The following is a 24,508-nucleotide window of genomic DNA, read 5'->3' on the forward strand; positions in this document are numbered from 1 at the left end:
TCAAGCCGCATGTGCGTTGGCTTCCCTCACTCACCCCAGTCACTTACTTGTGTAAGCTCCTGGGGATTCGTGTGGTTGCCGCCTTCCTGCAGCTCGAATTATTTAGGGTATGACTAGCAAATAACGTATCGGCGTTAAATTAGGGTGGGGGGCTTACAGCAGATCGCGCAGGCTGTAAACAATGGCGGAAATAGCGATCAGTCCCATCAGGGTGACAAAGACGTTGCTGATCTGGCCGCTGTATTTCTTCATGGCTGGGACTTTCTGGATAGCGTACATCGGCATCAGGAACAGCAGGCACGCGATAATCGGGCCGCCCAACGTTTCGATCATGCCCAGAATGCTTGGGTTCAGCGTCGCAACAATCCAGGTCGTGATCAGCATGAACAGCGCAGTGATGCGGTTCAATTTGGTGTTGGAAATGGTTTTACCTCTGCTGCGCAGGGATTTCACGATCATGCCGTTAAAACCTTCGCCCGCACCCAGATAGTGACCCAGGAACGATTTAGAGATCGCGATGGTGGCAATAACCGGCGCCAGATAACCGATTACCGGGTTGTTAAAGTGGTTAGCCAGATAGGACAGAATAGAAATATTCTGTGCTTTCGCTTCCATCAGCTCAGCCGGAGAAAGGCTTAGTACACAGCTGAAAACGAAGAACATCACGGTCAGCACCATCATGATGTGGCTGTAAGACAGAATGCGTGAGCATTTTTGCTCGGCGTCATCGCCATATTCTTTACGTTTGGCAACGGCGAAAGAGGAGATGATTGGTGAGTGGTTGAAGGAGAAAACCATCACCGGAATAGCCAGCCATAATGTCGCCAACAGACCGTTGCCCGTGACGCTGGAACTCAAAGAAATGTTTTCAAAAACAGAGGTGTTCCAGTTTGGAATTAAATACAGCGCCAGCAACATCAGCACGGCAACAAATGGGTAAACCAGAATACTCATTGCCTTAACGATCATCGCTTCACCGAAGCGGACAATAAACATTAATCCGAGGATCAATATTAATGACAGCAGTGCACGCGGCGGAGAAGGCAAATGCAATTGGTGAGTAATAAAGCTATCTACCGTATTGGTGATGGCGACGCTATAAACTAATAGGATCGGATAAATAGCGAAAAAATAAAGCAAAGTGATTAATTTACCTGCACCAACGCCGAAATGTTCTTCAACGACTTCGGTAATATCTTCGCCACCTTTCTTGCCGGATAATACAAAGCGGCATAAGGCGCGGTGAGAATAATATGTCATCGGGAAGGCAATCAGTGCCATGATAATTAACGGAATTAACCCACCAATACCGGCATTGATAGGTAAGAATAACACGCCAGCGCCGATGGCCGTGCCATAGAGGCCCAGCATCCAGACAGTGTCGCTTTTACGCCATCCTGAAGCCTGTTCTAACACCTGGCTGCTATCTTGAATGGTGCTCATATACTGATCTCTCCTCGGTGAACATATTAATACTCTGTTACAAGAGTATTGCCACATGATGTGGATTATAAAAATTACAGTATCGGCAAGTTGCCGTTACGGAGTTTAAAAAACGAACGAGACATGTTGCTAATTATGTCAGTAGGTCAATACTGTTTTGTGGCGGCATTCTATATCGTGGTGGTCAGCGAATAATATTGAGGCGATCACAGAAATGAATTGACGGGAAATATTTTAATAAATTTCCGCGCAAATTAAAATATCAATCTTGATACTTTATTTTAAATATTTTTAACGGCTCGTTATTGATACTTTATTTAATTGCCGAATGATGAAAAATGAACAATAAATAAAATAAAGGGCAGATGAAATAATAAACGCAATTTTGCTGATGTCACGCGTAATGATGTTTTTTCTCTTTTGAGGACGTATCGATAATGCGGTTCCTGCTGTTGCATCACATCAGATGAGAGCTATCCGGCAGATTGCAACCTGCCGGATAACGGTCACCGATCTGTCAGGCGGTGAGTTTTTCTTCTGCCCACGCCAGACCGCTGTGGTATTCCTCTGGTAATAGAGGTGCCAGCGATTGCAACGAGCGTTGCAACTGTGCAGTGTCCGACGACGGTAGATTGAGGTGTCCAACTTTGCGGCCAGGACGAACCTCTTTCTCGTACCAGTGCAGATGTACCAGCGGTAGCGACAGCCAGTCGATATTCACATCAGTGCCGATCAGGTTGACCATCACCGACGGTGTTTCGACAACCGGTACCGGCAGCGGCAGATCCAGAATGGCGCGCAGATGCAGCTCAAACTGGCTGATGGACGCACCATTTTGCGTCCAGTGTCCGCTATTGTGCACGCGTGGAGCCAGCTCGTTAATGAGCAGATGGTCGCCGACGATAAAGCATTCCATCGCCATCACGCCCACATAACCCAGCGCATTCATTATTGCGGACAGCATCTGTTCAGCCTGCTGCTGCAACTGCGGATCGGGTTGAGGGAAAGCCACGCTGGTGCGCAGAATACCATCCTGATGCAGGTTATGAGTGAGCGGGTAGAATACGCATTTGCCGTGCGTATTGCGGGCACCCACCAGCGAGACTTCGCCAGAAAAGTTAATGCCTTGCTCAACGATGCATTCGCCGTAGCAGTCAGCGGGCAGCGTTTGCTGTTCGCCATCGCGCAAGCGCCACTGTCCACGACCGTCGTAACCGCCGACGCGACGTTTAACGATCGCTAATTCACCCAATGAGGCGAAGACGTGTGGCCATTCATCGGCGCTCGCCAGCAGTTGCCACGGGGCGGTTGCCAGATTCAACGAGTCCAGCAGCTGCTTTTGCGTCAGGCGATCGGCCAGACGCGGGAAAATATCGCGGTTTGCAAACGCCGTGTGCTCGGCTAACTCGCGGGTGAGGGCGGTTTCCGGCCAGCGTTCGATCTCGGCGGTAATGACACTGTTATGAAATGGAACCGACTCCGGCTCTGCATCCAGACCCACTGGGTAAACCGCAATACCTAGCGGTTCACCAGCCTGACGCAGCATTCTGCCCAACTGACCATTGCCTAATACGCAGACCGGTTTCATGCCTCCTCCCGCGGATCGGGATGAGAGAGCACATCATCGGTTTGCGCCTGACGCCAGTCTGCCAGTCGGGTGGCGATACCATTGTCATGCAGGGCGAGAATTTGTGCGGCCAGCAGAGCCGCATTCGCTGCGCCCGCTTTGCCAATGGCCAACGTGCCGACCGGAATACCGCGAGGCATTTGGACGATGGAATACAGGCTGTCTACACCGCTCAGCGTTGAGCTTTGTACCGGCACGCCAAGCACGGGAACCAGCGTTTTCGCTGCCAGCATACCCGGCAGGTGTGCTGCGCCGCCTGCGCCCGCGATAATCACATCAAAACCGTTCTGTGCCGCTTGCTCAGCAAAGCTGAACAGTTTATCCGGCGTCCGGTGTGCGGAAACGACTTCGGTATGAAAAGGAATGTTCAGCGTGGTGAGGATTTCCGCAGCAAACTGCATGGTGGCCCAGTCACTCTTTGAACCCATGACGATGGCAATTTTAGCCGGGGCAACGTTGGATGACATGCCTGTAACGCTCCTGTGATTGTACGTGTTCGTGACGCGTTCGCGTCGGCCAGACAGGGAAGGTCTGGCGTTGAGGGCGTAGAGCATATCACGCCATTATGGCGAGGAAAACGGTTGCGTATGCGGAAATACTGGGGGAATAAGGCGAGAGGCCGTTAAGTCAATGTCAGGAAACGCATTAAAACGGGAAGGAAATCAGCTCGATATTCTGTGGTGTGACCTTAATCATCGACCCTTCTTCATGCCAGGCACCCAGAACGGCACGACGACCAGCAGATTCGCCGAGATCGACCTGATGAATAGCCGGGCGGTGCGTATGGCCGTGGATCATCGTCTTCACCTGATAATGCCGTAAACGTTCAAGTACGGCGTCGTGATTGACATCCATAATCTGCTGCGACTTTTTCTGGTTTTCGTGCTGGCTGGCTGCCCGCATCTTCGCCGCAATGTTCATCCGTAATGACAGCGGTAATAGCAGGAAGAGTCGCTGAATGAACGGGTTGTGTACCCGGCGGCGGAATTGCTGGTAATGCTGATCGTCTGTGCACAGCGTATCGCCATGCAGAATGAGGATTTTCTGGCCGTAGAGGTCGAGCACCGTTTCCGTTGGCAACAGCGTCATTCCGCTTTGTTTGGCGAAACGCTTACCGATCAGGAAATCACGGTTACCGTGCACGAAATAGCAGGGAATACCGCGCTGATGTAAGGCATACAGTTCCTCGGCAACAGTCGCATGCAATGGCTGGGGATCGTCGTCACCAATCCAGGCATCGAACAGATCGCCAAGAATGTACAGCGCATCGGCATGCATCGCATCATGGCGTAAAAAACGCAGAAAACCGGCGGTAATCGCCGGTTCATGAACGCTTAAATGCAGATCGGCAATGAACAGCGTTGCCATGCAGGTCGGGTTATTCGCTGACTGTTACGTGGGTAATCACCACGTCTTCTTTCGGTACGTCCTGGTGCATGCCGCTGCGGCCGGTAGCCACGCCTTTGATTTTATCAACGACGTCCATGCCTTCGGTGACTTCAGCGAATACGCAGTAGCCCCAGCCATCGGCACGCTCTGAACGGAAGTTCAGGAAGTCGTTATCAACGAGGTTGATAAAGAACTGTGCAGTTGCAGAGTGCGGATCGTTGGTACGTGCCATCGCCAGCGTGCCACGGGTATTTTTCAGGCCGTTGTTGGCTTCATTTTTGATTGTCGCATTGGTTTCTTTCTGATCCATGCCGGGAGCGAAGCCGCCGCCCTGAATCATAAAACCATTAATCACGCGGTGAAAAATCGTGTTGTCATAAAAACCGCTGCGACAGTAGTTCAGGAAGTTTTCTACGGTAACCGGCGCTTTGTCTGCAAACGTATTAATAACGATATCGCCGTGGTTGGTATGAAGCGTAATCATAATAATGAACCCTAGATAGCCTTAGTGATTAAGAGTGCTGTCCACAAAAGGCGGTGAACAACAAGAGCGCTGTTATAGCATAACTGGTCGATTGAGTCAGTACTTCGCGCTTACTGCACCGCTGTTGGCGGTTGGATGGATGAGAAAATCGTATAAAAAGGTTTACTACTCTGATTTTGGTAGGTCTCAAATAATATGTGCGCTTAATAATAGTGCGCAATGAGGTGTTAATCAGGTAATAGGGACTTTTAAAAACAAATAAATTGATCAAAATTTTAAATTACAGTTAATTAATTTGAATGAGATTTTTGTTGCCCCAGATCAATGTTTTGCGTAATCAACGTGTTCTTTTTTTGCGGCTCAGATTAATCTGAGAGTAATTCTTATTCTTCATAAATAACTCTAAAGAGATAGGTGAACTATGCTGGGTATTCTGGATAGTGTTAATCGTTTATTAGACAAACCGGATTTTGGCAAACTGTTTTTGCGCGTATCTTTCAGCGTTTTGATGCTGTTTCATGGCTGGCACAAAGTACATGGCGGCATCGGTGCCATTGAAGGCATGCTGACCTCGGCAGGACTCCCTGCTTTTGTTGGTTATGGTGTCTATGTCGGAGAAGTCATCACCCCGATTCTGATGATTCTCGGGATTCTTACACGTCCTTCTGCGCTGATCTTCTCCTTCACCATGGTCGTCGCAACCTTACTGGTTCACCCTGACGGTTTCATCACGCTGGCCAAAACCGGTGCCTGGGGTGTTGAAGGTACGGCGGTATTCTTCTTTGCAGGTATCGCGATTGCCCTGCTCGGTAGCGGAAAATACTCTGTGATGTCCAATCCGCGCTGGCGTTAATGGTTTTTTGTCGGCGGATTGCTTTTGTCAGTCACCGCCAGTGATGTGAAATGGCCCGGATTTTCCGGGCCATTTCATTTTTATCCTTTCTCGCTGATTCCCTCTTCTTATTAACCTTGCAATACAGTAGGGTTCAGGTTTCAATACGCCGTTGGGTGTCAACCCTGAATGCATTGATGTTACTGACGCTAACTGCGGCTGTGAAAACCATTTCTTTGAAACCATTTTTTTGTGAAAACCATTTTTTATAAAAACACTGGAACGCCCTGATGCTAAAGATTTTTAATACGCTGAGTCGCCAAAAAGAGGAATTTAAACCCATCCACGCCGGTCAGGTGGGAATGTATGTGTGTGGCATCACCGTTTATGACCTGTGTCATATCGGTCACGGGCGTACTTTCGTGGCGTTTGATGTGGTGGCGCGGTATTTGCGGTATCTGGGATATTCACTGAAATATGTGCGTAATGTCACCGATATTGACGACAAAATTATTAAACGTGCGATCGAGAATGGGGAAACCAGTGACCAACTGACGACCCGCATGATCGCAGAGATGCACGCCGATTTTGATGCGTTGAATATTCTGCGTCCGGATGCCGAGCCGCGTGCGACGCACCATATTGCCGACATCATCGAAATGGTGGAAACGCTGATTGCCCGTCGCCACGCCTATGTTGCGAGTAATGGCGATGTGATGTTCTCCGTTGATACCGCGCCGGGCTACGGTGTGCTGTCTCGTCAGGATCTGGATCAGTTGCAGGCTGGCGCGCGCGTTGAAATTACCGAAGTGAAGCGTAACCCGATGGATTTCGTGCTGTGGAAGATGTCCAAGCCGGGTGAGCCTCACTGGTCCTCTCCGTGGGGAGAAGGGCGCCCTGGCTGGCACATCGAATGTTCTGCCATGAACTGCAAACAGCTGGGTACGCATTTTGATATTCACGGCGGCGGTTCCGATTTGATGTTCCCGCATCACGAAAACGAGATCGCGCAGTCCAGCTGTGCACACGACGGCTCGTATGTGAATTACTGGATGCACTCCGGCATGGTGATGGTTGACCGCGAGAAGATGTCAAAGTCGCTCAACAATTTCTTCACCGTACGCGACGTGCTGGCGTATTACGATCCGGAAACCGTGCGTTACTTCCTGATGTCAGGCCACTACCGTAGCCAGCTGAACTACAGCGAAGATAACCTGAAACAGGCGCGTGCGGCGCTGGATCGTCTGTATACGGCGCTGCGTGGAACGGATGCTAGTGTTGCGGCGCACGGCGGTGACGAGTTTGAAGCCCGTTTCCGCGAAGCGATGGACGATGATTTCAACACGCCGGAAGCCTATTCGGTACTGTTTGATATGGCGCGTGAAGTTAACCGCCTGAAAACGGAAGATGTACAAGCGGCGAACCAACTGGCATCGGCACTGCGCAAACTGTCCGGCGTGCTCGGCCTGCTGGAACAGGATCCTGAGCAGTTTCTGCAAAATGGCGCGCAGGTGGATGACGAGGAAGTGAAGGAAATCGAAGCGTTAATCCAACAGCGTAAAGATGCGCGTGCGGCGAAAGATTGGGCGCTAGCGGATCAGGCTCGCGATCGCTTGAATGAAATGGGGATCGTGCTGGAAGATGGCCCGCAGGGAACGATCTGGCGCCGTAAGTAACGCTTTCTTCCTGTCATACGCTTTTCGTAAATAAAAAGCCCGCAAAAATGAAATTGCGGGCTTTTTTTCGCCATCATCGACGCTGTGAGGGTTACTCGGTAACGTTTACCGTCTCGCCATTGAACTGAACGGTTTGTCCGGCAACGATTTTGCAGCGCTTGCGCGTTTCCGTCTGGCCGTCAACGGTCACGTCGCCTGCGGCGATAGACAGTTTGGCTGCTGCGCCACTTTCGCTCCAGCCCAGCAGTTTCAAGAGATCGCACAGTTCAACGTGCGGATGCTTTTCAAGATTAAAGGTTGCCATAAATTCCTGCTTATCCGTGTTTGACTCGCCAATTATTCGGCGTGGTCATGATACTCTTCGCACGCCTGTAGCGTGTTTTGAATCAGTGTGGCAACGGTCATTGGGCCGACGCCGCCCGGTACGGGGCTGATGTAAGACGCTCTTTCCTGCGCCGTTTCAAATTCCACATCGCCGACCACTTTACCGCTTTCCAGACGGTTGATACCCACGTCCAGCACAATCGCGCCCGGTTTAATCCATTCGCCGGGAATGAAACCCGGTTTACCCACCGCGACAACCAGCAGATCGGCGTTTTCAATATGGTGGCGTAGATTTTTGGTGAAACGGTGCGTGACGGTAGTCGTACAGCCAGCCAGCAGCAGTTCCAGACTCATCGGGCGACCCACGATATTAGACGCGCCGACCACAACGGCATTCAGCCCGAAGGTGTCGATATTATAACGCTCCAGCAGCGTGATGATGCCGCGTGGCGTACAGGCGCGCAGCATTGGCGCGCGCTGGCACAGACGACCCACGTTGTAAGGATGGAAGCCATCCACATCTTTACTTGGTGCGATGCGTTCAATCACCTTGGTGTTATCGATGCCTTCCGGCAGCGGAAGTTGAACCAGAATACCGTCAATCGTCTGGTCGGCGTTGAGCTGGTCGATAAGTGCCAACAGCTCAGATTCCGTTGTGGTGATGGGTAAATCATAAGAGCGGGAAATAAAGCCGACTTCTTCACACACCTTGCGCTTGCTGGCGACATAAATCTGTGACGCTGGATTCTCGCCGACCAGCACAACAGCCAGACCCGGCGCGCGTTTTCCTTCTGCTAAACGCTGTGTGACTCGTGCGGCAACTTCGTCTTTGACCTGCTGCGCAATCGTTTTACCATCAATAATCTTTGCTGCCATCTGAGAAGAGACCCATCAATTTGAAATAGGGGGGGAGATGGCCGCTATTTTGTCAGAAGCTGCGCGTGCTGTCAGGCATTGCATCAATATTAATTGTTTCTACACCCGTCATACTAAGTTGTATGGGCGTTGGCTGCGCTATTCACTCACCTCGAACCGGTTTTTACCGCCGTTTTTGGCGCGATACAGCGCGGCATCAGCAATATCAATAACGGACGATGCCGCGGGTGGTGGGCTATCGGCGCAGAACACGTAGACACCGGCGCTAATGGTGACGATTTTTTCCGGGAATAGCGTGGTTTCATGCGGGATCTTTTCCTCGCGCACCAAATCCAGCGCTCGTTGAGCCAGCGCGGCGGCGCTTTGTTTATCCGTGTCGGTGATAATGATGGCGAACTCTTCACCGCCATAGCGGGCGACCAAATCCTCGTTACGTCGCAGCATATTGCTCAGGAGGTTACCGATCTTGCGCAGACACTCATCGCCTGCCACATGCCCATAGTGGTCGTTATATTTTTTGAAGGCGTCGACGTCGATCATGATCAGCGCGATACACTGCCGCTTCTCTGCGGCCTGCAATAGGGTTTGTTGCAGGAAAATATCGAACTGGCGGCGGTTGGCTAAGCCCGTCAGGCCATCGAACAGCGCCAGCGTTTGCAGCGTGTGGTTAACCGACGTAAGTTCATCGCGCACGATGGTTAAATCGATCTGATTTTTCACATTCATACGAATCTGTCTCAGCACGATCAGGCCGAGTAGGGTGATGGTGAACAGCAGAATTAAGGTAATGGCACCGTAGACCAAACTGTCCGATCGCCACTTGTTGAGCACTAGACCAAGATCGAACCCCGCTGCGATGACGATGGGGTAACGCTTTAATTTGGTATAACCATAAATCCGTTCGATGTGATCGAGCGTGGAGACGATCGTCGCTGTGCCGCTTTCTGACTGTTTCAGATGCTCTGAAAAGAGCGGACCGTTAGACACATTGCGGTTGACGTAGGAATCGTCGTAAGGGCGGCCGTACAGAATCCGGCCATCGGACAACAGAATGGCGAGTACATCCATGTTCCCCAAAGAGTAGTAGCCATAATACTGTTTGAAGTAGTTCAGCGAGAGGGTGGCGAGCAGCACGCCGTCAAAACTGCCGTCTGGCTTATTGATGCGCATAGAAACGGGGATGATCAGATCGCCCGTAGAACGGCTCTGAATCACGCTGCCGATGTGCATGGTCTGGCCGACGTTGTTCTGGTGATACTTGAAATACTCTCTGTCCGCGTTATTGGCATTGGCGGGTTTTGCTATACCGGAGTTCACCAGCCATTCACCTTTGTCGTCGTAAATGAAGATGCCATGCAACTGCGGCAGCGTCGCTTTACGACTCTTTAGAATATCGCCCAGGCGGTTCAATTGCGCAGGCGATTGGCCATCCTGCTCGATGCGCTCTTGTAAATCCTGTAGCAATATATCGACTTGTAAAAACGTATCTTCGGCATGGCGGGCGAGCGACAGCGACAGGTTTTTGGCGTTTCGCTCTGTGGAATCGATAAGCTGTTGGTGAGAATTGAAGACGGCCCATCCGTTCAGCGCCACTACCGTGGTGATGATGAAGAGCATAAAGACGATCATCAATTTTTGGAGCGGCATTTGATACTGGCTTGCCTTGTCGCGCGTGCTCACCTTCATTGCCCTTCCCATCCTTAGCCAGAGAGATGACTGATGATAAGTGTAGACGTTTCTGACCGTTGCGCTGGCAATTGATGAGACAGGCTTATGATTTTTTTGTCGATTTTATCGAACAATAAACCGCTTTGATAATAAAGTAACGTCTCTACACAGTATCTCCATGTAGCGTTGATAAAAACTTGAAAATAAACCGGTATCATCATGTTTATTCGCCAATATCATCTAAGATAAATGACGTCGTGTTACATAAATTCATGAAAATTTGTTTTCACGCTAATGATTTAAAAAAGTCACAAGGTGTAAGAAGATCTTTATTTATCATTAAATACGCTATGTTTAATTGGCGTTTAACTGGAATTGCTAATGATAAGGATGCTGTGCTTCCGACGTTATCGACGGATAAAGTAACAGTGTATTTGTGAATGGTAGCGATGCATCGCGGGAGAGGAACAGGAAATAAATTGACATGTTACCCCTCTATTCAGATGAAAACAGAAGAAAGATACTGCGGCGAAATAGATTTTTTTAGCCAGTAATGAAATAAAGAGCCCTTCATGAAAATAGCGATTAGCGGAACGGGATATGTCGGTTTATCGAATGGATTATTATTAGCGCAGCAGCATCAGGTTGTGGCGTTGGATATTGTGGCGGAAAAAGTGGCGCTGTTGAATCAACGAAAATCGCCGATTAATGACGCCGAGATTGAGCGTTTTTTACAACATGAAACGCTGAATTTTTCCGCGACGCTGGATAAGCATGAGGCGTATACCGATGCGCAGTTCGTGATCATCGCTACACCGACAGATTATGATCCGCAAACCAACTATTTCAACACGTCGTCGGTAGAGGCAGTCATTCGCGACGTGCTGGCGATTAATCCGCAGGCCATTATGGTGATTAAATCGACGGTGCCCGTGGGTTTCACCGAGAAAATCAGCCAGCAGTTGGATACGGATAACGTCATTTTTTCGCCCGAGTTTTTGCGTGAAGGCAAGGCGCTACACGACAATCTTTATCCGTCGCGAATTGTGGTGGGCGAGCGGTCAGAAAGGGCAAGATTCTTCGCTAACTTATTGATGGAATGCGCATTAAAAAAAGATATTCGCGTGCTGTTTACCGATCCAACTGAAGCTGAAGCGATAAAATTGTTTGCAAATACCTTTCTGGCGATGCGCGTGGCCTACTTTAACGAGTTGGACAGCTATGCTGAATCGCTGGGGCTGAATACCCGGCAGATTATTGAAGGGGTATGCCTCGATCCGCGTATTGGCGATTACTACAATAATCCGTCGTTCGGCTATGGCGGCTACTGCTTACCGAAGGATACCCGGCAGCTTTTGGCGAATTATCGTACCGTGCCGAATAACCTGATCAAGGCTATCGTGGACGCTAACCATACGCGAAAAGACTTCATTGCTGACACGATTATCCGTCGCCATCCGAAAACCGTCGGCGTCCACCGCCTCATCATGAAGGCGGGGTCGGATAATTTTCGCTTCTCTTCCATTCAGGGGATTATGAAGAGAATAAAAGCGAAAGGAATCAAGGTGGTAATTTATGAACCTGGGATTGATGATGATGATTTTTTAGATTTCCCTGTCATTCATCAACTCGACAGTTTCAAACAACAGTGTGACATTATTATTACCAATCGTTATGCCGATGAATTAAACGATGTGAGGGGCAAAGTCTATACGCGAGACTTATTTGGCGAAGATTGATTTCTTGCTGTAAATCAATAAAACGAAATTTTGTTATTCGGTTATTCGCGAAAAGTTCATTTTTGCATTGTAATTAATTATGTCTTTTGGCCGTTTTATCATGTCGTGCCGTTTATCTGTGGTTTTATGATTATCGCAATAAATTAAGGTTGGCTTAAGGCTTCATTATTTAGACTGCGGAATGATGATTTCTCGCCGTTATTTATTTTGGGAATACGTTATGACGGATTTTTTGCCTTTTTCCCGCCCGAACATGGGCGAAGAGGAAATTGCTGCCGTGGCGGAAGTATTACGATCCGGCTGGATAACCACGGGGCCGAAATGTCAGCAATTAGAGCAGGCGTTTTGCCAGCGAATCGGGTGTCGACAGGCGATTGCGGTCAGTTCGGCGACGGGCGGCATGCACGTCACGCTGATGGCGCTCGGTATTGGCCCCGGCGACGAGGTGATTACGCCGTCTCAGACCTGGGTTTCAACCATCAATATCATCACGCTATTGGGCGCGGAACCGGTGATGGTTGACGTGGATCGGCATACGCTGATGGTGCGACCGCAGGATATTGAGGCGGCTATCACACCGAAGACCAAAGCGATTATTCCCGTGCACTATGCTGGCGCTCCGGCCGATCTGGCGGCGCTTCGTGCGCTCAGCGAGCGCTACGGCATCCCGCTGATTGAGGATGCGGCGCACGCCGTCGGTACGCAATATCGTGATGAATGGATCGGCGCGCGCGGAACCGCCATTTTCTCGTTTCACGCGATTAAGAACATCACCTGTGCGGAAGGCGGCATGGTGGTGACGGACGACGAAGCGCTCGCCGAGCGCATACGCAGCCTGAAGTTTCACGGGCTGGGTGTAGATGCGTTCGACAGGCAGTTGCAGGGGCGCAAGCCGCAGGCCGAAGTGGTGACGCCGGGGTTTAAATACAATCTGGCGGACATCAATGCGGCGATTGCGCTGGTGCAGCTGGATAAACTCCCGGCGATCAACGCCCGCCGTCAGCAGCTTGCGGCGCGCTATCTCACCCAACTGCGTTCGCTGCCGCTCCAACCGCTGGCCGTTCCTGACTACCCCCATTTGCACGCCTGGCATCTGTTTATGGTGCGCGTGGATGAAACGCAGTGCGGCATATCACGCGATGATTTGATGGCGGCACTGCAGGCACGCGGTATTGGCACCGGGCTGCATTTCAGAGCGGTGCATACACAGAAATATTACCGTGAGCGCTATCCCCACTTGCACCTGCCGGCAACGGAGTGGAATTCGGCGTCGCTGATGACGCTGCCGCTGTTCCCCGATATGCAGGACAGCGATGTTGATCGCGTCGTCGCGGCGCTAACCTCGATTCTGGAGTCTGTTCGTGATTGATGACATCAAAAATGTTTCCGTTGTGATTCCCGTTTATAACGAAGAAGAGAGTTTGCCTGTGCTGATCGAACGCACGCTGGCGGCCTGTCAGAAGATCGGTAAACCCTGGGAAATTATTCTGGTCGATGACGGCAGCAGCGATCGTTCGGCGGATCTGCTGACCGAAGCGGCGAGCGACCCGGAAAAGCATATTATCGCCGTGCTGCTGAACCGTAACTATGGCCAGCACTCGGCCATTATGGCTGGGTTTCAGCAGGCGGTGGGCGATGTGGTCATCACGCTGGATGCCGATTTGCAGAACCCGCCGGAAGAAATCCCACGGCTGGTGGAGTATGCCGCGCAGGGATATGACGTGGTCGGCACGGTGCGGGCAAACCGGAAGGATTCGCTGTTTCGCAAACTAGCCTCGAAAACCATCAACATGATGATCCGGCGTTCAACCGGGAAATCCATGGCGGATTACGGCTGCATGCTGCGCGCGTATCGTCGCCACATTGTCAGCGCGATGCTGCGCTGTCACGAACGCAGCACCTTTATTCCCATCCTTGCCAACACCTTCGCCCGGAAAACCATCGAGATCGACGTGCTGCACGCCGAGCGCGAATTCGGCACGTCCAAATACAGCTTTCTGAAGCTGATTAACCTGATGTACGACCTGCTGACCTGCCTGACGACGACGCCACTGCGCATACTCAGCCTGATTGGCAGCGTCGTTGCGCTGTCGGGCTTCCTGCTGGCGCTGCTGTTGATCGGCCTGCGTCTGTTCTTCGGTGCGGAATGGGCAGCAGAGGGCGTGTTCACGCTGTTTGCCGTGCTGTTCATGTTTATTGGTGCACAGTTCGTCGGAATGGGACTCTTAGGGGAATACATCGGCCGTATCTATACCGATGTCCGTGCCCGGCCACGCTATTTTGTGCAAAAAACAGTGAGTGCGGCAACGCCACTGGCTACCACTTTACGGGATGAAGAAGAATGAAAGCGATCGTATTTGCCTACCATGATATCGGCTGTGTCGGCCTTGAGGCGTTAAAGCTCGCGGGCTATGAGATTCAGGCGGTGTTCACGCACAGCGATGCGCCGGGTGAGAACCACTTCTACGCTTCAGTGGCGAAAGCGGCTGCCGAGATGGACGTGCCGGTGTTTGCGCCGGAAGACGTTAACCATCCGCTCTGGGTGAACCGCATTCGGGAACTGGCACCGGATGTTATTTTTTCCTTCTATTACCGCACGCTATTAAGCGATGACATTCTCCAGCTACCGTCGTTTGGCGCATTTAATCTGCACGGTTCACTGCTGCCGCGCTATCGGGGACGTGCGCCGGTGAATTGGGTGTTGGTGAACGGCGAAACACAGACGGGCGTGACGCTGCACAAGATGGTGTCTCGCGCTGATGCCGGTGATATCGTCGCCCAGTCCGTAGTGGCGATTGATGAGGAAGACACCGCGCTGACGCTGCATGGCAAATGTCGTACCGCCGCTGCCGCGCTGCTGGCGCAGCAACTGCCGCTGATTCGCTCACGTGAGATTACGCTGACGCAGCAGGATGACAGCCGGGCCAGCTATTTCGGACGTCGCACGGCGGCAGACGGGCTGATCGACTGGCAAAAGAGCGCCCGTGAGATTAACAACCTGATCCGCGCGGTGACGGAACCGTATCCGGGCGCGTTTACGTTCCTCGGTGAGCGTAAAGTGATTATCTGGCGCGCTCGTGTAGTGAAGGTTAATCGCGTTAAAAGCAACGATGTGAGAGCCAATGGGGTGAAGCAGGAACCGGGCGCGATCATCTCGACGTCGCCGCTGGTGGTGTCTTGCGGTGAGGATGCGCTTGAGATCGTCAGCGGGCAGAGTGAAGCCGGGCTGTATATGTCAGGCAGCCGGCTGGCGGCGGAAATGGGCATGGTGCCACAGGCGAAACTGGGTAACCTCGCCAGCCGTGTACAACGACGCCGCACGCGCGTGCTGATCCTCGGCGTGAATGGTTTTATCGGTAACCACCTGACCGAACGCCTGCTGCGGGACGATCGCTATGAGATCTACGGGCTGGATATCAGCTCGGATGCCATCGCCCGTTTTCTTGGCGATCCGCGTTTTCATTTTGTGGAAGGCGATATCAGCATTCATAACGAATGGATCGAATACCACATCAAGAAATGCGATGTCATTCTGCCGCTGGTGGCGATTGCCACGCCTATCGAATACACCCGTAACCCACTGCGCGTGTTTGAACTGGACTTTGAAGAAAACCTGAAAATCGTACGCGACTGCGTACGCTACAACAAACGCATTGTCTTCCCGTCCACCTCTGAAGTGTACGGCATGTGTGATGACAAAGAGTTTGATGAAGATACCTCGCGCCTGATTGTCGGGCCGATCAATAAGCAGCGCTGGATCTACTCCGTGTCCAAGCAACTGCTGGATCGGGTGATCTGGGCGTACGGTGCGAAAAACGGCCTGCGCTTTACGCTGTTCCGTCCGTTTAACTGGATGGGACCGCGTCTGGATACGCTGGACGCGGCACGCATCGGCAGCTCCCGGGCGATTACCCAACTGATCCTCAATCTGGTGGAAGGATCGCCGATCAAGCTGGTGGATGGCGGAGCGCAGAAGCGCTGCTTTACCGACATCCATGACGGCATTGAAGCGCTGTTCCGCATTATTGAAAACCGCAACGGCCAGTGTGACGGGCAGATCATCAATATCGGTAATCCGCATAATGAAGCCAGTATCCGCGAATTAGGCGAAATGTTGCTGACCAGCTTTAATGCGCATCCGCTGCGTGACCGTTTCCCGCCGTTCGCCGGGTTTATTGACGTGGAAAGTAGCAGCTATTACGGCAAAGGCTATCAGGATGTGGAGCACCGTACGCCGAGCATTCGCAATGCCAAACGCCTGCTGGCATGGGAGCCGACGGTGAAGATGGATCAAACCGTCGCGGAAACGCTGGACTATTTTCTGCGTACCGTTGATCCCCTGCACACCGCTGACGCCAAGGATGCGCAGGGATGACGCGTGTTGGCCTGCGGATAGATGTCGATACCTGGCGCGGTACGCGGGACGGCGTGCCCGCGCTGCTAAATGTGCTGGCAGAGTTCGATATTCAGGCGAGCTTCTTTTTTAGCGTCGGGCCGGACAACATGGGGCGTCACCTGTGGCGTCTGTTGCGGCCACGTTTTTTATGGAAGATGCTGCGCTCCAACGCGGCCTCGCTCTACGGCTGGGATATCTTGCTGGCTGGCACGGCATGGCCGGGGCGTCGTATCGGCGCACGGTTTGGCTCGTTAATCCGCCAGACGCATGACGTAGGCCATGAAGTCGGGCTACATGCCTGGGATCATCACGGCTGGCAGGCGAATGTCGCCCGCTGGTCGGATGCTCAGTTGGCCGCGCAGTTCCGTGAAGGCATGGACGCGCTGACACAGATTCTGCCATCGCCAGTGCGCTGTTCCGCCGTAGCAGGCTGGCGAGCCGATTTGCGCGTTGTAGAGATGAAGCAGCGCTGGAATCTGGACTATAACAGCGACTGTCGCGGCACCCGACCTTTTCGACCGCGCCTGGAAAATGGTGAGTTGGGCACCGTGCAGATCCCAGTCACCTTGCCGACCTACGATGAAGTCATCGGCGAGCGCGTGAGCGACGGCGAATTTAACGACTTTATTCTTGAGGCGATCCAGCAGGATCGCGGCGTGCCGGTCTACACCATCCATGCGGAGGTGGAAGGTGGCGCGAAGCTGGCGCAGTTCCGTCAGCTGCTGCTTCGCGCCCGCCAGCAGCACATCGAATTTTGTCCGCTTTCCGCCTTACTGCCTGATGACCCCGCCACGCTGCCCGTCGGGCGGATTGAACGTGCGCCGTTTCCCGGACGGGAAGGCTGGCTTGGTGTGCAAACGGAAGAATAAATAAAGCAGGAGATAGCATGGAAAAAGGCATGATAAAGCTGAAAAGCACCGTGATACTGGTGTTATTTGCTTTGCTCTACCTGTTGCCGCTTAACGGCCGCTGGCTGTGGTCACCGGACGAAACGCGCTATGCGGAAATCAGCCGCGAGATGCTTCAGCGCGGCGATTGGATCGTGCCGCATTTGCTGGGTATTCGCTATTTTGAGAAACCCGTCGCAGGCTACTGGCTGAATAACATCAGCCAGTGGCTATTAGGTCATACCAATTTTGCCGTGCGCTTTGCTTCGGTGTTGTCTACCGGGTTGAGCGCGCTGCTGGTGTTTTGGCTGGCGATGCTGTTGTGGAAAAACCAACGTACCGCGCTGCTGGCGGCGACGATCTATCTGACCTCGCTGCTGGTGTATGGCATCGGCACCTACAGCGTGCTCGATCCGATGGTGACGCTCTGGATGACGGCGGCGCTGTTCAGCCACGTGCTGATTCAGCGTGCCACGCTGACGCGCGAACGGCTCGTGGCCTGGGGGCTGATGGGGCTGGCCTGCGGCATGGGATTCATGACCAAAGGCTTTCTGGCGCTGGCCTTGCCGGTCATCAGTGTGCTGCCGGTAGCGCTGGCGCAAAAGCGCATTAAGGAGCTGCTACTGTTCGGGCCGCTGGCGATTGTCGTCGCGGTATTACTGAGTGCGCCGTGGGCGCTGGCGGTGCATGCGCGAGAAGCCGATTACTGGCATTACTTCTTTTGGATTGAGCATATCCAGCGTTTTGCAGAAGACGATGCGCAGCATAAAGCGCCGTTCTGGTATTACCTGCCGGTGCTGATGATCGGCGCATTCCCCTGGCTGGCGCTGCTGCCGGGCGCGTTGCGCAGCGGCTGGAGCGAACGAAAAGCGAATCCGGATCGGTTCCTCCTGCTGTGCTGGATGGTGATGCCGCTGCTGTTTTTCAGCATCGCTAAAGGCAAGCTGCTGACCTACATTCTGCCGTGCTTTGCGCCGCTGGCGCTGCTGATGGCGGCGTGGATTTCCGGGCTGGCCCCAGCGGTACGTGAACGTGTATTGCGCATCAATAGCTGGCTCAACATCGCCTTCGGCAGCGTACTGGCGCTCGCCGTTGCCGCGCTGGGCCTCGGCATCATCGTGCCGCATTTCTATCAACCGGGAGAAGGGCTGACCATCGTCTCGGGCGTCGTCTGCTTTATCGGCTGGGTTGCCTTTGCGGCTGTCAGCCTCAGGAAACCGCGAACGCGGGGCTATCTGGTGGCAGGCTGTCCGCTATTTCTGGCGCTGCTCGTTGGCGGGAGTATTCCGGCTAGCGTGGTCGATTCAAAGAACCCTCAAACCTTTATTCGTAGCCATCAGCCGTTGCTGGAGGAGAGCCGCTATGTGCTGAGCGATGAGGTTGGGCTAGCGGCCGGACTGGCGTGGGAACTCAAACGCAGTGATATCACCTTATTCAAGGCGCGGGGCGAATTGAACTACGGGCTGGACTACGCCGATTCCACTGACCGCTTTGTGGATGAGGGCGCTTTCCCGGCCTGGCTTGCGGAGAAACGGCGTAGCGGAAATGTTGCGCTGGTACTGAAAGTCGATAGGGATACCGATGAGGAATACCGCAGTCTGCCTGTCCCCGATCAGCTGAAAAAATCGCACCGTTACGTGCTGCTGTTTTATAAGCAGATAGCGCTATGAGTTATCTACTGGTGGCTATCGTCTGCCTGCTGACCAGCCTGGGGCAGCTGTGCCAGAAACGGGCGGCGGAGTGCTGGCGGCGTTTACCCGCAGATCGGCGTCGACGCGTGACGCTGGGGTGGCTGATGTTGGCGGCTTTGCTGCTCGGCATCGGGCTGCTGCTGTGGCTTGTGGTGTTGCAGCATATCCCGCTCGGCGTGGCGTACCCGCTGCTGAGCATCAATTTTGTGTTGGTCACGCTGCTGGCGCACTACGGGTTTGGCGAACGTGTGGACAAACATCACTGGTGGGGCATTGCGCTGATTGTCACCGGTATCTATCTGATGCAGGGGGGATGATGGCGAAAATGGGCTATGTCTGGGCGCTTGGCAGCATTGTGCTTGCCAGCACCGCGCAGGTGTTAATGAAAAGCGGGATGCTGGCGCTGCCGAGCATTTCCCTCGCGCACTGGCCGTCGCTCAGCACGTTGCTGGCCGGTTGGCCTGCGGTTGCGGTGCTAATCGGGATGCTCTGCTACGGGCTATCGATGGTGTGCTGGTTCATGGTGCTACGCTACCTGCCGCTAAGCCGCGCCTATCCGCTGATTAGCCTGAGCTACGCGGTGGTTTATCTGGCGGCGGTTTTCCTGCCGTGGCTGAACGAACCGATGAGCCTGCGGAAAAATCTCGGCGTCCTGATTATTCTGCTGGGCGTCTGGCTGGTGAGTCGTAACGCGCAGACGGCGCGATAAGCCGCCTGCGCGTACTGCTAGCGATAGAGAGTTATTGACTGAAAACGTGTGCCGCACCGTTCACGCTCAGGCTGACCTGCTGGCCGACGGCAAAAGCAGCGTGGCTGACGGTTTTCAGTTCAATGATGTCGGCTGTTGCGTGGTGGACGTGCAGCGTCAGCGTCGAGACGAAGCCGGAAAAATCAACTTTACGGATAGTTGCGCGAACGGTTGCTGTGCTATTTGCCTCATTACTATCAACCTTATCGTTATTAACCCCAGCATCCAGAATCGCGATTTGCTCCGGTCTGAGCATGATTCTTGCCTTCCCGCTTGCGGTTGGGCGATCTACCGCGATGCGCCCAAGCAGACAGTCAGCCTGACCGCCGTCGATTTGTGCATCGAGAATTAGCGTTTCGCCGAGGAAGGTCGCGATGTCCTCATTGGCGGGCTGGTGGTAAAGCGCCCACGGCGAACCGGATTGCGATAGCTGGCCGTCGCGCATGACGACAACATGGTCAGCAAAGGACAGCGCCTCTCCCTGATCGTGAGTCACCAGAATCGATGCCACATTAGCCTGCTGCAATACGTCCATCACCGCTTTACGGGTGGCGGCACGCAGGCCGGTATCCAGCGCGGAAAAAGGTTCATCCAGCAGCATTAATGCAGGGCGCTGCGCCAGCGCGCGAGCCAGTGCAACACGCTGCTGCTGACCACCGGAAATCTCATGCGGCGAGTGCTTCTGCAAATGCGCCGGAAGGGACACCAGCGCCATCAACTCATCCACGCGCTTTTGTTTTTCTGCCTTCGAGCCTTTGAGCCCAAATGCGATGTTGTCCGCGATACAAAGATGCGGGAATAGCGCGCCGTCCTGCGGTACGTAGCCGATTCTGCGCTGGTGGGCAGGAACGGAAAGCCCGTTATCGCAGAGCGTCTGCCCGTTCAGCGTGATGACGCCGCTATCTGGTTTTTCAAACCCGGCAATCAGGCGCAGTAGCGTGGTTTTCCCCGAACCGGACGGGCCGACAATCGCCGTGCGGCGGCTGTTTTCTAACGTCAGATGAATGTCAGACAGCACAGTGCGCTCGTTAAAGCTTTTACTGACGCGATGAAGTTCCAACATGATTACAGCCCCGCCATTTTTTGTGATTGCGTGTAGAGAAACCAGGTCCACGGCAGCGACAGTAGGACCAGAATCAGCGCGTAGGGTGCCGCCGCCGGATAATCGATCTCGCTGGTGAGCGCCCAAAAGCCAGTCGCCAGCGTGCGGGTGCCGTTGGGAGCCAGCAGCAGCGTGGCGGTCAGCTCGTTAACGATTGCCAGAAAGACGAGCGTTGCCCCGGTAGCAACGCCGGGCGCGGCCAGCCGAACGGTCACGGTCATTAACGTCTGCAACGGCGAACGCCCCAGACTGGCGGCGACCTGCTCCAGCTCCACCGGAGCCTGTGCGATACCGGCGCGTAGGTTAACCAGCGCCCGTGGCATAAACATCAACAGGTAAGCCAGTAGCACGGTGAATTCAGTCTGGTAGAGCGGCCTGACGATGTGAATCGTGGTGGTCACCAGCGCCAGCGCGACGACGATACCCGGCAGAGAGCTGGTAATGTAATTGCACCCTTCCAGAAACCGATACAGGCGGCTGGGGTGGCGAATCGTTAGCCAGGCCATCGGGATCGCTGCCAGCGTTGTCAGTGCGGCACCGCTTAGCGCCAGCATCATGGTCTGGCGAAAGGCATCCAGCAGTTCGCGGCGCTGCCACACCTCCCAGCCGCCAAACCACAGCCAGCGAGACAGCGTAATGAAAGGCACGCCGAGCGTCAGCAGCACCAGCGTTGCCAGTAGCAGCAGAGCCAGTAACAGCGGAATCAGCGACAGGCGTACCAGCGTGACAGCCTGCGGCGCGCCGGAACCGACATGCGCATAGCGCGTGACGCCGCGCACGCGGGCATCCGCACACAGCAGAAACAGGCACAGCAGCGCCAGCACACCAGCCAGCATGTTAGCCGCCGGACCGTTAAACGTTGACTGAAACTGATCGAAAATCGCGGTGGTAAAGGTATCGAAGCGGATCATGGCAAACAGGCCATATTCCGCCAGCAGATGCAGCGCAATCAGCAGCAGCCCGCCGCCGATAGCCAGCTTTAGCTGCGGCAGCACCACGCGGAAAAATACGGTAATGGGAGGCACGCCCAGCGTAGCCGCGACATCTTCCAGCGCAGGATTAAGCCGTCGCAGCGTCGCGGCACAGGGTAAATACACAAACGGCAAATAAGCGACGACGGATAAAAACACGCCAGCTGGCAGACCATGCAGGCCGGGTGCGGTGGTGATCCAGGCATAGCTTTGTACAAATGCGGGTATTGCCAGCGGCGCGGTGAGCAGCAGGGACCACAGGCGTCGGGCGGGCAGGGTAGTACGTTCCGTCAGCCAGGCCAACAGCACGCCGAGCACCGTGCAAATCGGCAGCGTCAGAACAACCAGCAGCACCGTGTTGGTCAGCAGTTCGCCGACGCGAGGGCGTAAGAGCAGCGCACGCGCCGTTTCCCAACCGGTATCAATGCTCACGCCAATCACAAAGCCCAGCGGAATAAACCCCAGCAGGGATAGCGTCAGGGCGACGATCGTCAGCAACGCGGCTGGCTTGCGTAATGGCGGAGAGGGGGCGGTGAACGGGGTGGTTTCGCTGTAGCTAACGTTTGTCATACGGCCTGTAGCTGCCTCGTCAGGACGATATTTTAAGACGGTGAAGCCACGCTGAGCGGGCATTCGGGTAAGGATTCATCAGGGCGCGAACGCCCTGATGAAAGGGGGCTATGACATCAATGTGCTATAACCCATACGCAATAATCTGTGCGTTAAAAACTATGCATTAAAACCTGTGCCTTACAGCAAGCCAGCTTGCGTCATCAGATCCACGACTTTTTTGCTGTTGAGCTTGGCGGCATCGACTTTCGGCGCATCCAGATCTTTCAGCGGAACCAGTTTGTCATTTGAGGCCGCGTTGACGCCAACGGCGTACTCAAAGGCATCGTTGGTGCGCAAGACCTCCTGACCGGATTTGCCGGTAATCCACTTAATGAAGGCCTGTGCGTTTTTCGCATGTTTGCTGGATGCCAGTACGCCGCCGCCGGAAATGCTGACAAACGCACCTGGATCTTTATGCTTGAAGTAGTACAACTTCGTGTTGTTACTGTTTTCGCCGGTTTTAGCCTGATCGACAAAACGGTAATAGTGATAGATCACACCGCTATCAATCTGGCCTGCGTTCACGGCTTTCATCACCGTGCTGTTACCTTTGTAGGCGGTGAAGTTCTCTTTCATGCCTTTCAGCCACGCCTGTGTGGCTTGCTCACCCTTCAGCTCCAGATAAGCGCTGACGATGGCCTGAAAATCTGCACCGGATGGAGACGCGGCCCAGCGGCCTTTCCATTCTGGCTTCGCCAGATCGGCTAAGGATTTCGGCAGTTGAGCGTCGGTAAATTTGGTCGGATTGTAAACAAAGACGGTGGAGCGTGCGGCAATCCCGATCCAGCGGCCGTGGGATGGACGATAGTCAGACGGCACCTGAGCAAGGGTAGTGTTATCCAGCGGAGCAAAGAGATTGGCGTTATCGACCAGCACCATTGACGGTGAATTCTCAGTCAGGAACACATCGGCAGGGGAGGATTTTCCTTCCTGCACCAGTTGGTTGCCCAATTCGGTGTCGCTGCCATTGCGCAACGTCACCTTGATGCCAGTTTCTTTGGTAAAACCGTCAACCCAGGATTTCACGAGGTTTTCATGTTGGGCATTGTAAATCACAATCCCTTCATCGTTTTCTGCTGCGGTTGCCGATGCGCTGAGAGCCAAACCGGAAGCGAATAAAACGGCAGAACTCAGCAATCCAAAACTAAGCTTCATAGTATTTACCCTTATTAATACCTGTCGTGTTTGCGTATGGCTGGCTTACATGGGAAGCCCTGCATCACTCACGATAGCTACGCTATTTTAGCGACACAGGCCGATATGTAGCGGCAGTCGACGATGGATTCTACATATTGATAATAATAATGATAGTTATTATTATTTCGCTTTCTTAAGGTTAAATTAAGGTTCCGGTGGGTGTGATCTTTCGGTCATCACTTTATTTCAGGGTGTGTCGCGGTATGAATTTGTATAAATCTATCGTCTAAAAAACAGGCTGACGTCTCTGTGAAATTTATTTCATCGGAAATGAGACATAACGTCATGATTTACAGAAACAAATCCTGATTGATCATCTATATTTACTCTGCAGGCTGTGAGTAGCGATACAACAAATGCACCGTACTTGCTTCGGTGTCACGTGCGCTTGTCTGCAATTTGGGGTTAATTGACCGACAAAAAGGTGACACAGCAACTGATATTCGGGGGATGGAAAAATGGATGTAGAAACGCGGATGATTGAGCTTATCGTTAAATCTGGCGAAACACGTTCCTGCGCAATGGAAGCACTGAGATCCGCTCGTCGAGGGGAGTGGGATCACGTCGATGAATTATTAAAAATGGCGGCGGTGGCGCTGAACCGGGCGCAGTTGATCCAGACCGGATTTATTGGCAACCAGAGTAAGGAAAAAGCCAATATCGAACTTATCGTGGTGCACGCGCAGGATCATCTGATGAATGCGATGCTGTGCCGTGAGCTGGCTGAAGAGATTATTGAACTCAGAAAAGAGGTCTCTGGCGTCAATCTCCACATGCGCTAGCCGCATCGCGGAGCAAAGGAAGAAGCCATTCAGTTCCACGCTGAGTGGCTTTGCTGTTTCTACC

At 53.3% G+C, this 24,508-nt stretch carries 22 protein-coding genes; 11 read left to right on the plus strand and 11 right to left on the minus strand.

Annotation, left to right across the window (positions count from 1 at the left end; genetic code table 11):
* Positions 1 to 153: 153 nt before the first annotated feature.
* The 5 genes from MYB54_RS06410 to ppiB form a co-directional block, all read right to left on the minus strand.
* On the minus strand, positions 154 to 1,443 hold the full coding sequence (locus MYB54_RS06410; RefSeq protein WP_014916140.1) for an HAAAP family serine/threonine permease: 1,290 nt from the start codon (positions 1,441 to 1,443) through the stop codon (positions 154 to 156).
* 517 nt (positions 1,444 to 1,960) lie between these two features.
* Positions 1,961 to 3,031 (minus strand): 5-(carboxyamino)imidazole ribonucleotide synthase, encoded by a 1,071-nt coding sequence (gene purK / locus MYB54_RS06415; RefSeq protein ID WP_014916139.1) that lies wholly within the window; start codon positions 3,029 to 3,031, stop codon positions 1,961 to 1,963.
* Positions 3,028 to 3,537: a 5-(carboxyamino)imidazole ribonucleotide mutase gene (gene purE / locus MYB54_RS06420; protein WP_014916138.1), complete on the minus strand. Its 510-nt coding sequence runs from the start codon at positions 3,535 to 3,537 to the stop codon at positions 3,028 to 3,030. The genes purK and purE overlap by 4 nt, the downstream gene beginning before the upstream one ends.
* 178 nt (positions 3,538 to 3,715) lie before the next feature.
* Entirely contained in the window at positions 3,716 to 4,438 is a 723-nt protein-coding gene (lpxH, locus tag MYB54_RS06425) for a UDP-2,3-diacylglucosamine diphosphatase (protein ID WP_248721691.1), read from the minus strand.
* Positions 4,439 to 4,448: 10 nt separating this feature from the next.
* Positions 4,449 to 4,943: a peptidylprolyl isomerase B gene (gene ppiB, locus MYB54_RS06430; protein WP_010280320.1), complete on the minus strand. Its 495-nt coding sequence runs from the start codon at positions 4,941 to 4,943 to the stop codon at positions 4,449 to 4,451.
* A 421-nt stretch (positions 4,944 to 5,364) separates the two neighbouring features.
* On the opposite strand from ppiB, the gene MYB54_RS06435 reads away from it, so the two are divergent.
* Entirely contained in the window at positions 5,365 to 5,796 is a 432-nt protein-coding gene (locus MYB54_RS06435) for a DoxX family protein (RefSeq protein WP_014916136.1), read from the plus strand.
* Positions 5,797 to 6,065: 269 nt separating this feature from the next.
* A complete protein-coding gene (cysS, locus tag MYB54_RS06440; RefSeq protein WP_010307425.1) occupies positions 6,066 to 7,451 on the plus strand; it encodes a cysteine--tRNA ligase in 1,386 nt (461 codons plus the stop codon).
* 91 nt (positions 7,452 to 7,542) lie between these two features.
* Here the strand turns inward: cysS and ybcJ are convergent, their stop codons facing one another.
* The 3 genes from ybcJ to MYB54_RS06455 all read right to left on the minus strand — a co-directional run bounded on the left by ybcJ (position 7,543) and on the right by MYB54_RS06455 (position 10,337).
* On the minus strand, positions 7,543 to 7,755 hold the full coding sequence (gene ybcJ, locus MYB54_RS06445) for a ribosome-associated protein YbcJ (RefSeq protein ID WP_010280314.1): 213 nt from the start codon (positions 7,753 to 7,755) through the stop codon (positions 7,543 to 7,545).
* 32 nt (positions 7,756 to 7,787) lie between these two features.
* Positions 7,788 to 8,651: a bifunctional methylenetetrahydrofolate dehydrogenase/methenyltetrahydrofolate cyclohydrolase FolD gene (folD, locus tag MYB54_RS06450; protein ID WP_010307420.1), complete on the minus strand. Its 864-nt coding sequence runs from the start codon at positions 8,649 to 8,651 to the stop codon at positions 7,788 to 7,790.
* 138 nt (positions 8,652 to 8,789) lie between these two features.
* Positions 8,790 to 10,337, minus strand: coding sequence for a sensor domain-containing diguanylate cyclase (locus MYB54_RS06455; protein ID WP_248721692.1), 1,548 nt, complete (start codon positions 10,335 to 10,337; stop codon positions 8,790 to 8,792).
* Positions 10,338 to 10,891: 554 nt separating this feature from the next.
* Here MYB54_RS06455 and MYB54_RS06460 point away from each other — a divergent pair.
* The 8 genes from MYB54_RS06460 to arnF all read left to right on the plus strand — a co-directional run bounded on the left by MYB54_RS06460 (position 10,892) and on the right by arnF (position 19,741).
* Complete coding sequence (locus MYB54_RS06460) at positions 10,892 to 12,058, plus strand: nucleotide sugar dehydrogenase (protein ID WP_039284663.1); 1,167 nt, start codon at positions 10,892 to 10,894, stop codon at positions 12,056 to 12,058.
* 220 nt (positions 12,059 to 12,278) lie between these two features.
* Positions 12,279 to 13,427, plus strand: a complete 1,149-nt coding sequence (gene arnB / locus MYB54_RS06465) for a UDP-4-amino-4-deoxy-L-arabinose aminotransferase (protein WP_104209561.1) — start codon at positions 12,279 to 12,281, stop codon at positions 13,425 to 13,427.
* Positions 13,420 to 14,403, plus strand: coding sequence for an undecaprenyl-phosphate 4-deoxy-4-formamido-L-arabinose transferase (arnC, locus tag MYB54_RS06470; RefSeq protein WP_014916131.1), 984 nt, complete (start codon positions 13,420 to 13,422; stop codon positions 14,401 to 14,403). Before arnB ends, arnC begins: the two co-directional genes overlap by 8 nt.
* A complete protein-coding gene (arnA, locus tag MYB54_RS06475; RefSeq protein ID WP_014916130.1) occupies positions 14,400 to 16,433 on the plus strand; it encodes a bifunctional UDP-4-amino-4-deoxy-L-arabinose formyltransferase/UDP-glucuronic acid oxidase ArnA in 2,034 nt (677 codons plus the stop codon). Before arnC ends, arnA begins: the two co-directional genes overlap by 4 nt.
* Positions 16,430 to 17,323, plus strand: a complete 894-nt coding sequence (arnD, locus tag MYB54_RS06480) for a 4-deoxy-4-formamido-L-arabinose-phosphoundecaprenol deformylase (RefSeq protein ID WP_205591685.1) — start codon at positions 16,430 to 16,432, stop codon at positions 17,321 to 17,323. Before arnA ends, arnD begins: the two co-directional genes overlap by 4 nt.
* 17 nt (positions 17,324 to 17,340) lie before the next feature.
* Positions 17,341 to 19,011, plus strand: coding sequence for a lipid IV(A) 4-amino-4-deoxy-L-arabinosyltransferase (gene arnT / locus MYB54_RS06485; RefSeq protein ID WP_248721693.1), 1,671 nt, complete (start codon positions 17,341 to 17,343; stop codon positions 19,009 to 19,011).
* The gene (arnE, locus tag MYB54_RS06490) at positions 19,008 to 19,349 is read left to right on the plus strand and encodes a 4-amino-4-deoxy-L-arabinose-phosphoundecaprenol flippase subunit ArnE (RefSeq protein WP_052901827.1); all 342 of its coding nucleotides are present in this window, start codon (positions 19,008 to 19,010) and stop codon (positions 19,347 to 19,349) included. The genes arnT and arnE overlap by 4 nt, the downstream gene beginning before the upstream one ends.
* Positions 19,349 to 19,741 carry a 4-amino-4-deoxy-L-arabinose-phosphoundecaprenol flippase subunit ArnF gene (gene arnF / locus MYB54_RS06495; RefSeq protein WP_110162136.1) on the plus strand — a complete coding sequence of 131 codons (393 nt, stop codon included), beginning with the start codon at positions 19,349 to 19,351 and terminating at the stop codon, positions 19,739 to 19,741. Before arnE ends, arnF begins: the two co-directional genes overlap by 1 nt.
* Positions 19,742 to 19,772: 31 nt before the next feature.
* On the opposite strand, the gene MYB54_RS06500 is transcribed toward arnF, so the two are convergent.
* The 3 genes from MYB54_RS06500 to MYB54_RS06510 all read right to left on the minus strand — a co-directional run bounded on the left by MYB54_RS06500 (position 19,773) and on the right by MYB54_RS06510 (position 23,620).
* Positions 19,773 to 20,843, minus strand: a complete 1,071-nt coding sequence (locus MYB54_RS06500) for an ABC transporter ATP-binding protein (protein ID WP_248721694.1) — start codon at positions 20,841 to 20,843, stop codon at positions 19,773 to 19,775.
* 2 nt (positions 20,844 to 20,845) lie between these two features.
* Positions 20,846 to 22,423: an ABC transporter permease gene (locus MYB54_RS06505; RefSeq protein ID WP_205558781.1), complete on the minus strand. Its 1,578-nt coding sequence runs from the start codon at positions 22,421 to 22,423 to the stop codon at positions 20,846 to 20,848.
* Positions 22,424 to 22,603: 180 nt separating this feature from the next.
* Positions 22,604 to 23,620 carry an iron ABC transporter substrate-binding protein gene (locus MYB54_RS06510; protein ID WP_248721695.1) on the minus strand — a complete coding sequence of 339 codons (1,017 nt, stop codon included), beginning with the start codon at positions 23,618 to 23,620 and terminating at the stop codon, positions 22,604 to 22,606.
* Between the two features lie 500 nt (positions 23,621 to 24,120).
* Here MYB54_RS06510 and MYB54_RS06515 point away from each other — a divergent pair, with 500 nt between their 5' ends.
* On the plus strand, positions 24,121 to 24,444 hold the full coding sequence (locus MYB54_RS06515; protein WP_010280285.1) for a PTS sugar transporter subunit IIA: 324 nt from the start codon (positions 24,121 to 24,123) through the stop codon (positions 24,442 to 24,444).
* Positions 24,445 to 24,508 lie beyond the last annotated feature (64 nt).

Origin of the sequence: Pectobacterium nicotianae, from assembly GCF_023272715.1 — a bacterium.
GTDB classification, from domain to species: domain Bacteria; phylum Pseudomonadota; class Gammaproteobacteria; order Enterobacterales; family Enterobacteriaceae; genus Pectobacterium; species Pectobacterium brasiliense.

What these genes read in the sequence shown, in the direction of transcription:
- ppiB (WP_010280320.1), bottom strand. Translation starts at nt 4,943, where the DNA reads ATGATTACGCTTCATACCAACCACGGCGATATCGTTATTAATACGTTT.
- arnT (WP_248721693.1), top strand. Translation starts at nt 17,341, where the DNA reads ATGGAAAAAGGCATGATAAAGCTGAAAAGCACCGTGATACTGGTGTTA.
- arnA (WP_014916130.1), top strand. Translation starts at nt 14,400, where the DNA reads ATGAAAGCGATCGTATTTGCCTACCATGATATCGGCTGTGTCGGCCTT.
- MYB54_RS06455 (WP_248721692.1), bottom strand. Translation starts at nt 10,337, where the DNA reads ATGAAGGTGAGCACGCGCGACAAGGCAAGCCAGTATCAAATGCCGCTC.
- purK (WP_014916139.1), bottom strand. Translation starts at nt 3,031, where the DNA reads ATGAAACCGGTCTGCGTATTAGGCAATGGTCAGTTGGGCAGAATGCTG.
- MYB54_RS06510 (WP_248721695.1), bottom strand. Translation starts at nt 23,620, where the DNA reads ATGAAGCTTAGTTTTGGATTGCTGAGTTCTGCCGTTTTATTCGCTTCC.
- arnE (WP_052901827.1), top strand. Translation starts at nt 19,008, where the DNA reads ATGAGTTATCTACTGGTGGCTATCGTCTGCCTGCTGACCAGCCTGGGG.
- arnF (WP_110162136.1), top strand. Translation starts at nt 19,349, where the DNA reads ATGGCGAAAATGGGCTATGTCTGGGCGCTTGGCAGCATTGTGCTTGCC.
- arnD (WP_205591685.1), top strand. Translation starts at nt 16,430, where the DNA reads ATGACGCGTGTTGGCCTGCGGATAGATGTCGATACCTGGCGCGGTACG.
- MYB54_RS06515 (WP_010280285.1), top strand. Translation starts at nt 24,121, where the DNA reads ATGGATGTAGAAACGCGGATGATTGAGCTTATCGTTAAATCTGGCGAA.
- MYB54_RS06500 (WP_248721694.1), bottom strand. Translation starts at nt 20,843, where the DNA reads ATGTTGGAACTTCATCGCGTCAGTAAAAGCTTTAACGAGCGCACTGTG.
- arnB (WP_104209561.1), top strand. Translation starts at nt 12,279, where the DNA reads ATGACGGATTTTTTGCCTTTTTCCCGCCCGAACATGGGCGAAGAGGAA.
- folD (WP_010307420.1), bottom strand. Translation starts at nt 8,651, where the DNA reads ATGGCAGCAAAGATTATTGATGGTAAAACGATTGCGCAGCAGGTCAAA.
- MYB54_RS06410 (WP_014916140.1), bottom strand. Translation starts at nt 1,443, where the DNA reads ATGAGCACCATTCAAGATAGCAGCCAGGTGTTAGAACAGGCTTCAGGA.
- purE (WP_014916138.1), bottom strand. Translation starts at nt 3,537, where the DNA reads ATGTCATCCAACGTTGCCCCGGCTAAAATTGCCATCGTCATGGGTTCA.
- ybcJ (WP_010280314.1), bottom strand. Translation starts at nt 7,755, where the DNA reads ATGGCAACCTTTAATCTTGAAAAGCATCCGCACGTTGAACTGTGCGAT.
- lpxH (WP_248721691.1), bottom strand. Translation starts at nt 4,438, where the DNA reads ATGGCAACGCTGTTCATTGCCGATCTGCATTTAAGCGTTCATGAACCG.
- MYB54_RS06460 (WP_039284663.1), top strand. Translation starts at nt 10,892, where the DNA reads ATGAAAATAGCGATTAGCGGAACGGGATATGTCGGTTTATCGAATGGA.
- MYB54_RS06505 (WP_205558781.1), bottom strand. Translation starts at nt 22,423, where the DNA reads ATGACAAACGTTAGCTACAGCGAAACCACCCCGTTCACCGCCCCCTCT.
- MYB54_RS06435 (WP_014916136.1), top strand. Translation starts at nt 5,365, where the DNA reads ATGCTGGGTATTCTGGATAGTGTTAATCGTTTATTAGACAAACCGGAT.
- cysS (WP_010307425.1), top strand. Translation starts at nt 6,066, where the DNA reads ATGCTAAAGATTTTTAATACGCTGAGTCGCCAAAAAGAGGAATTTAAA.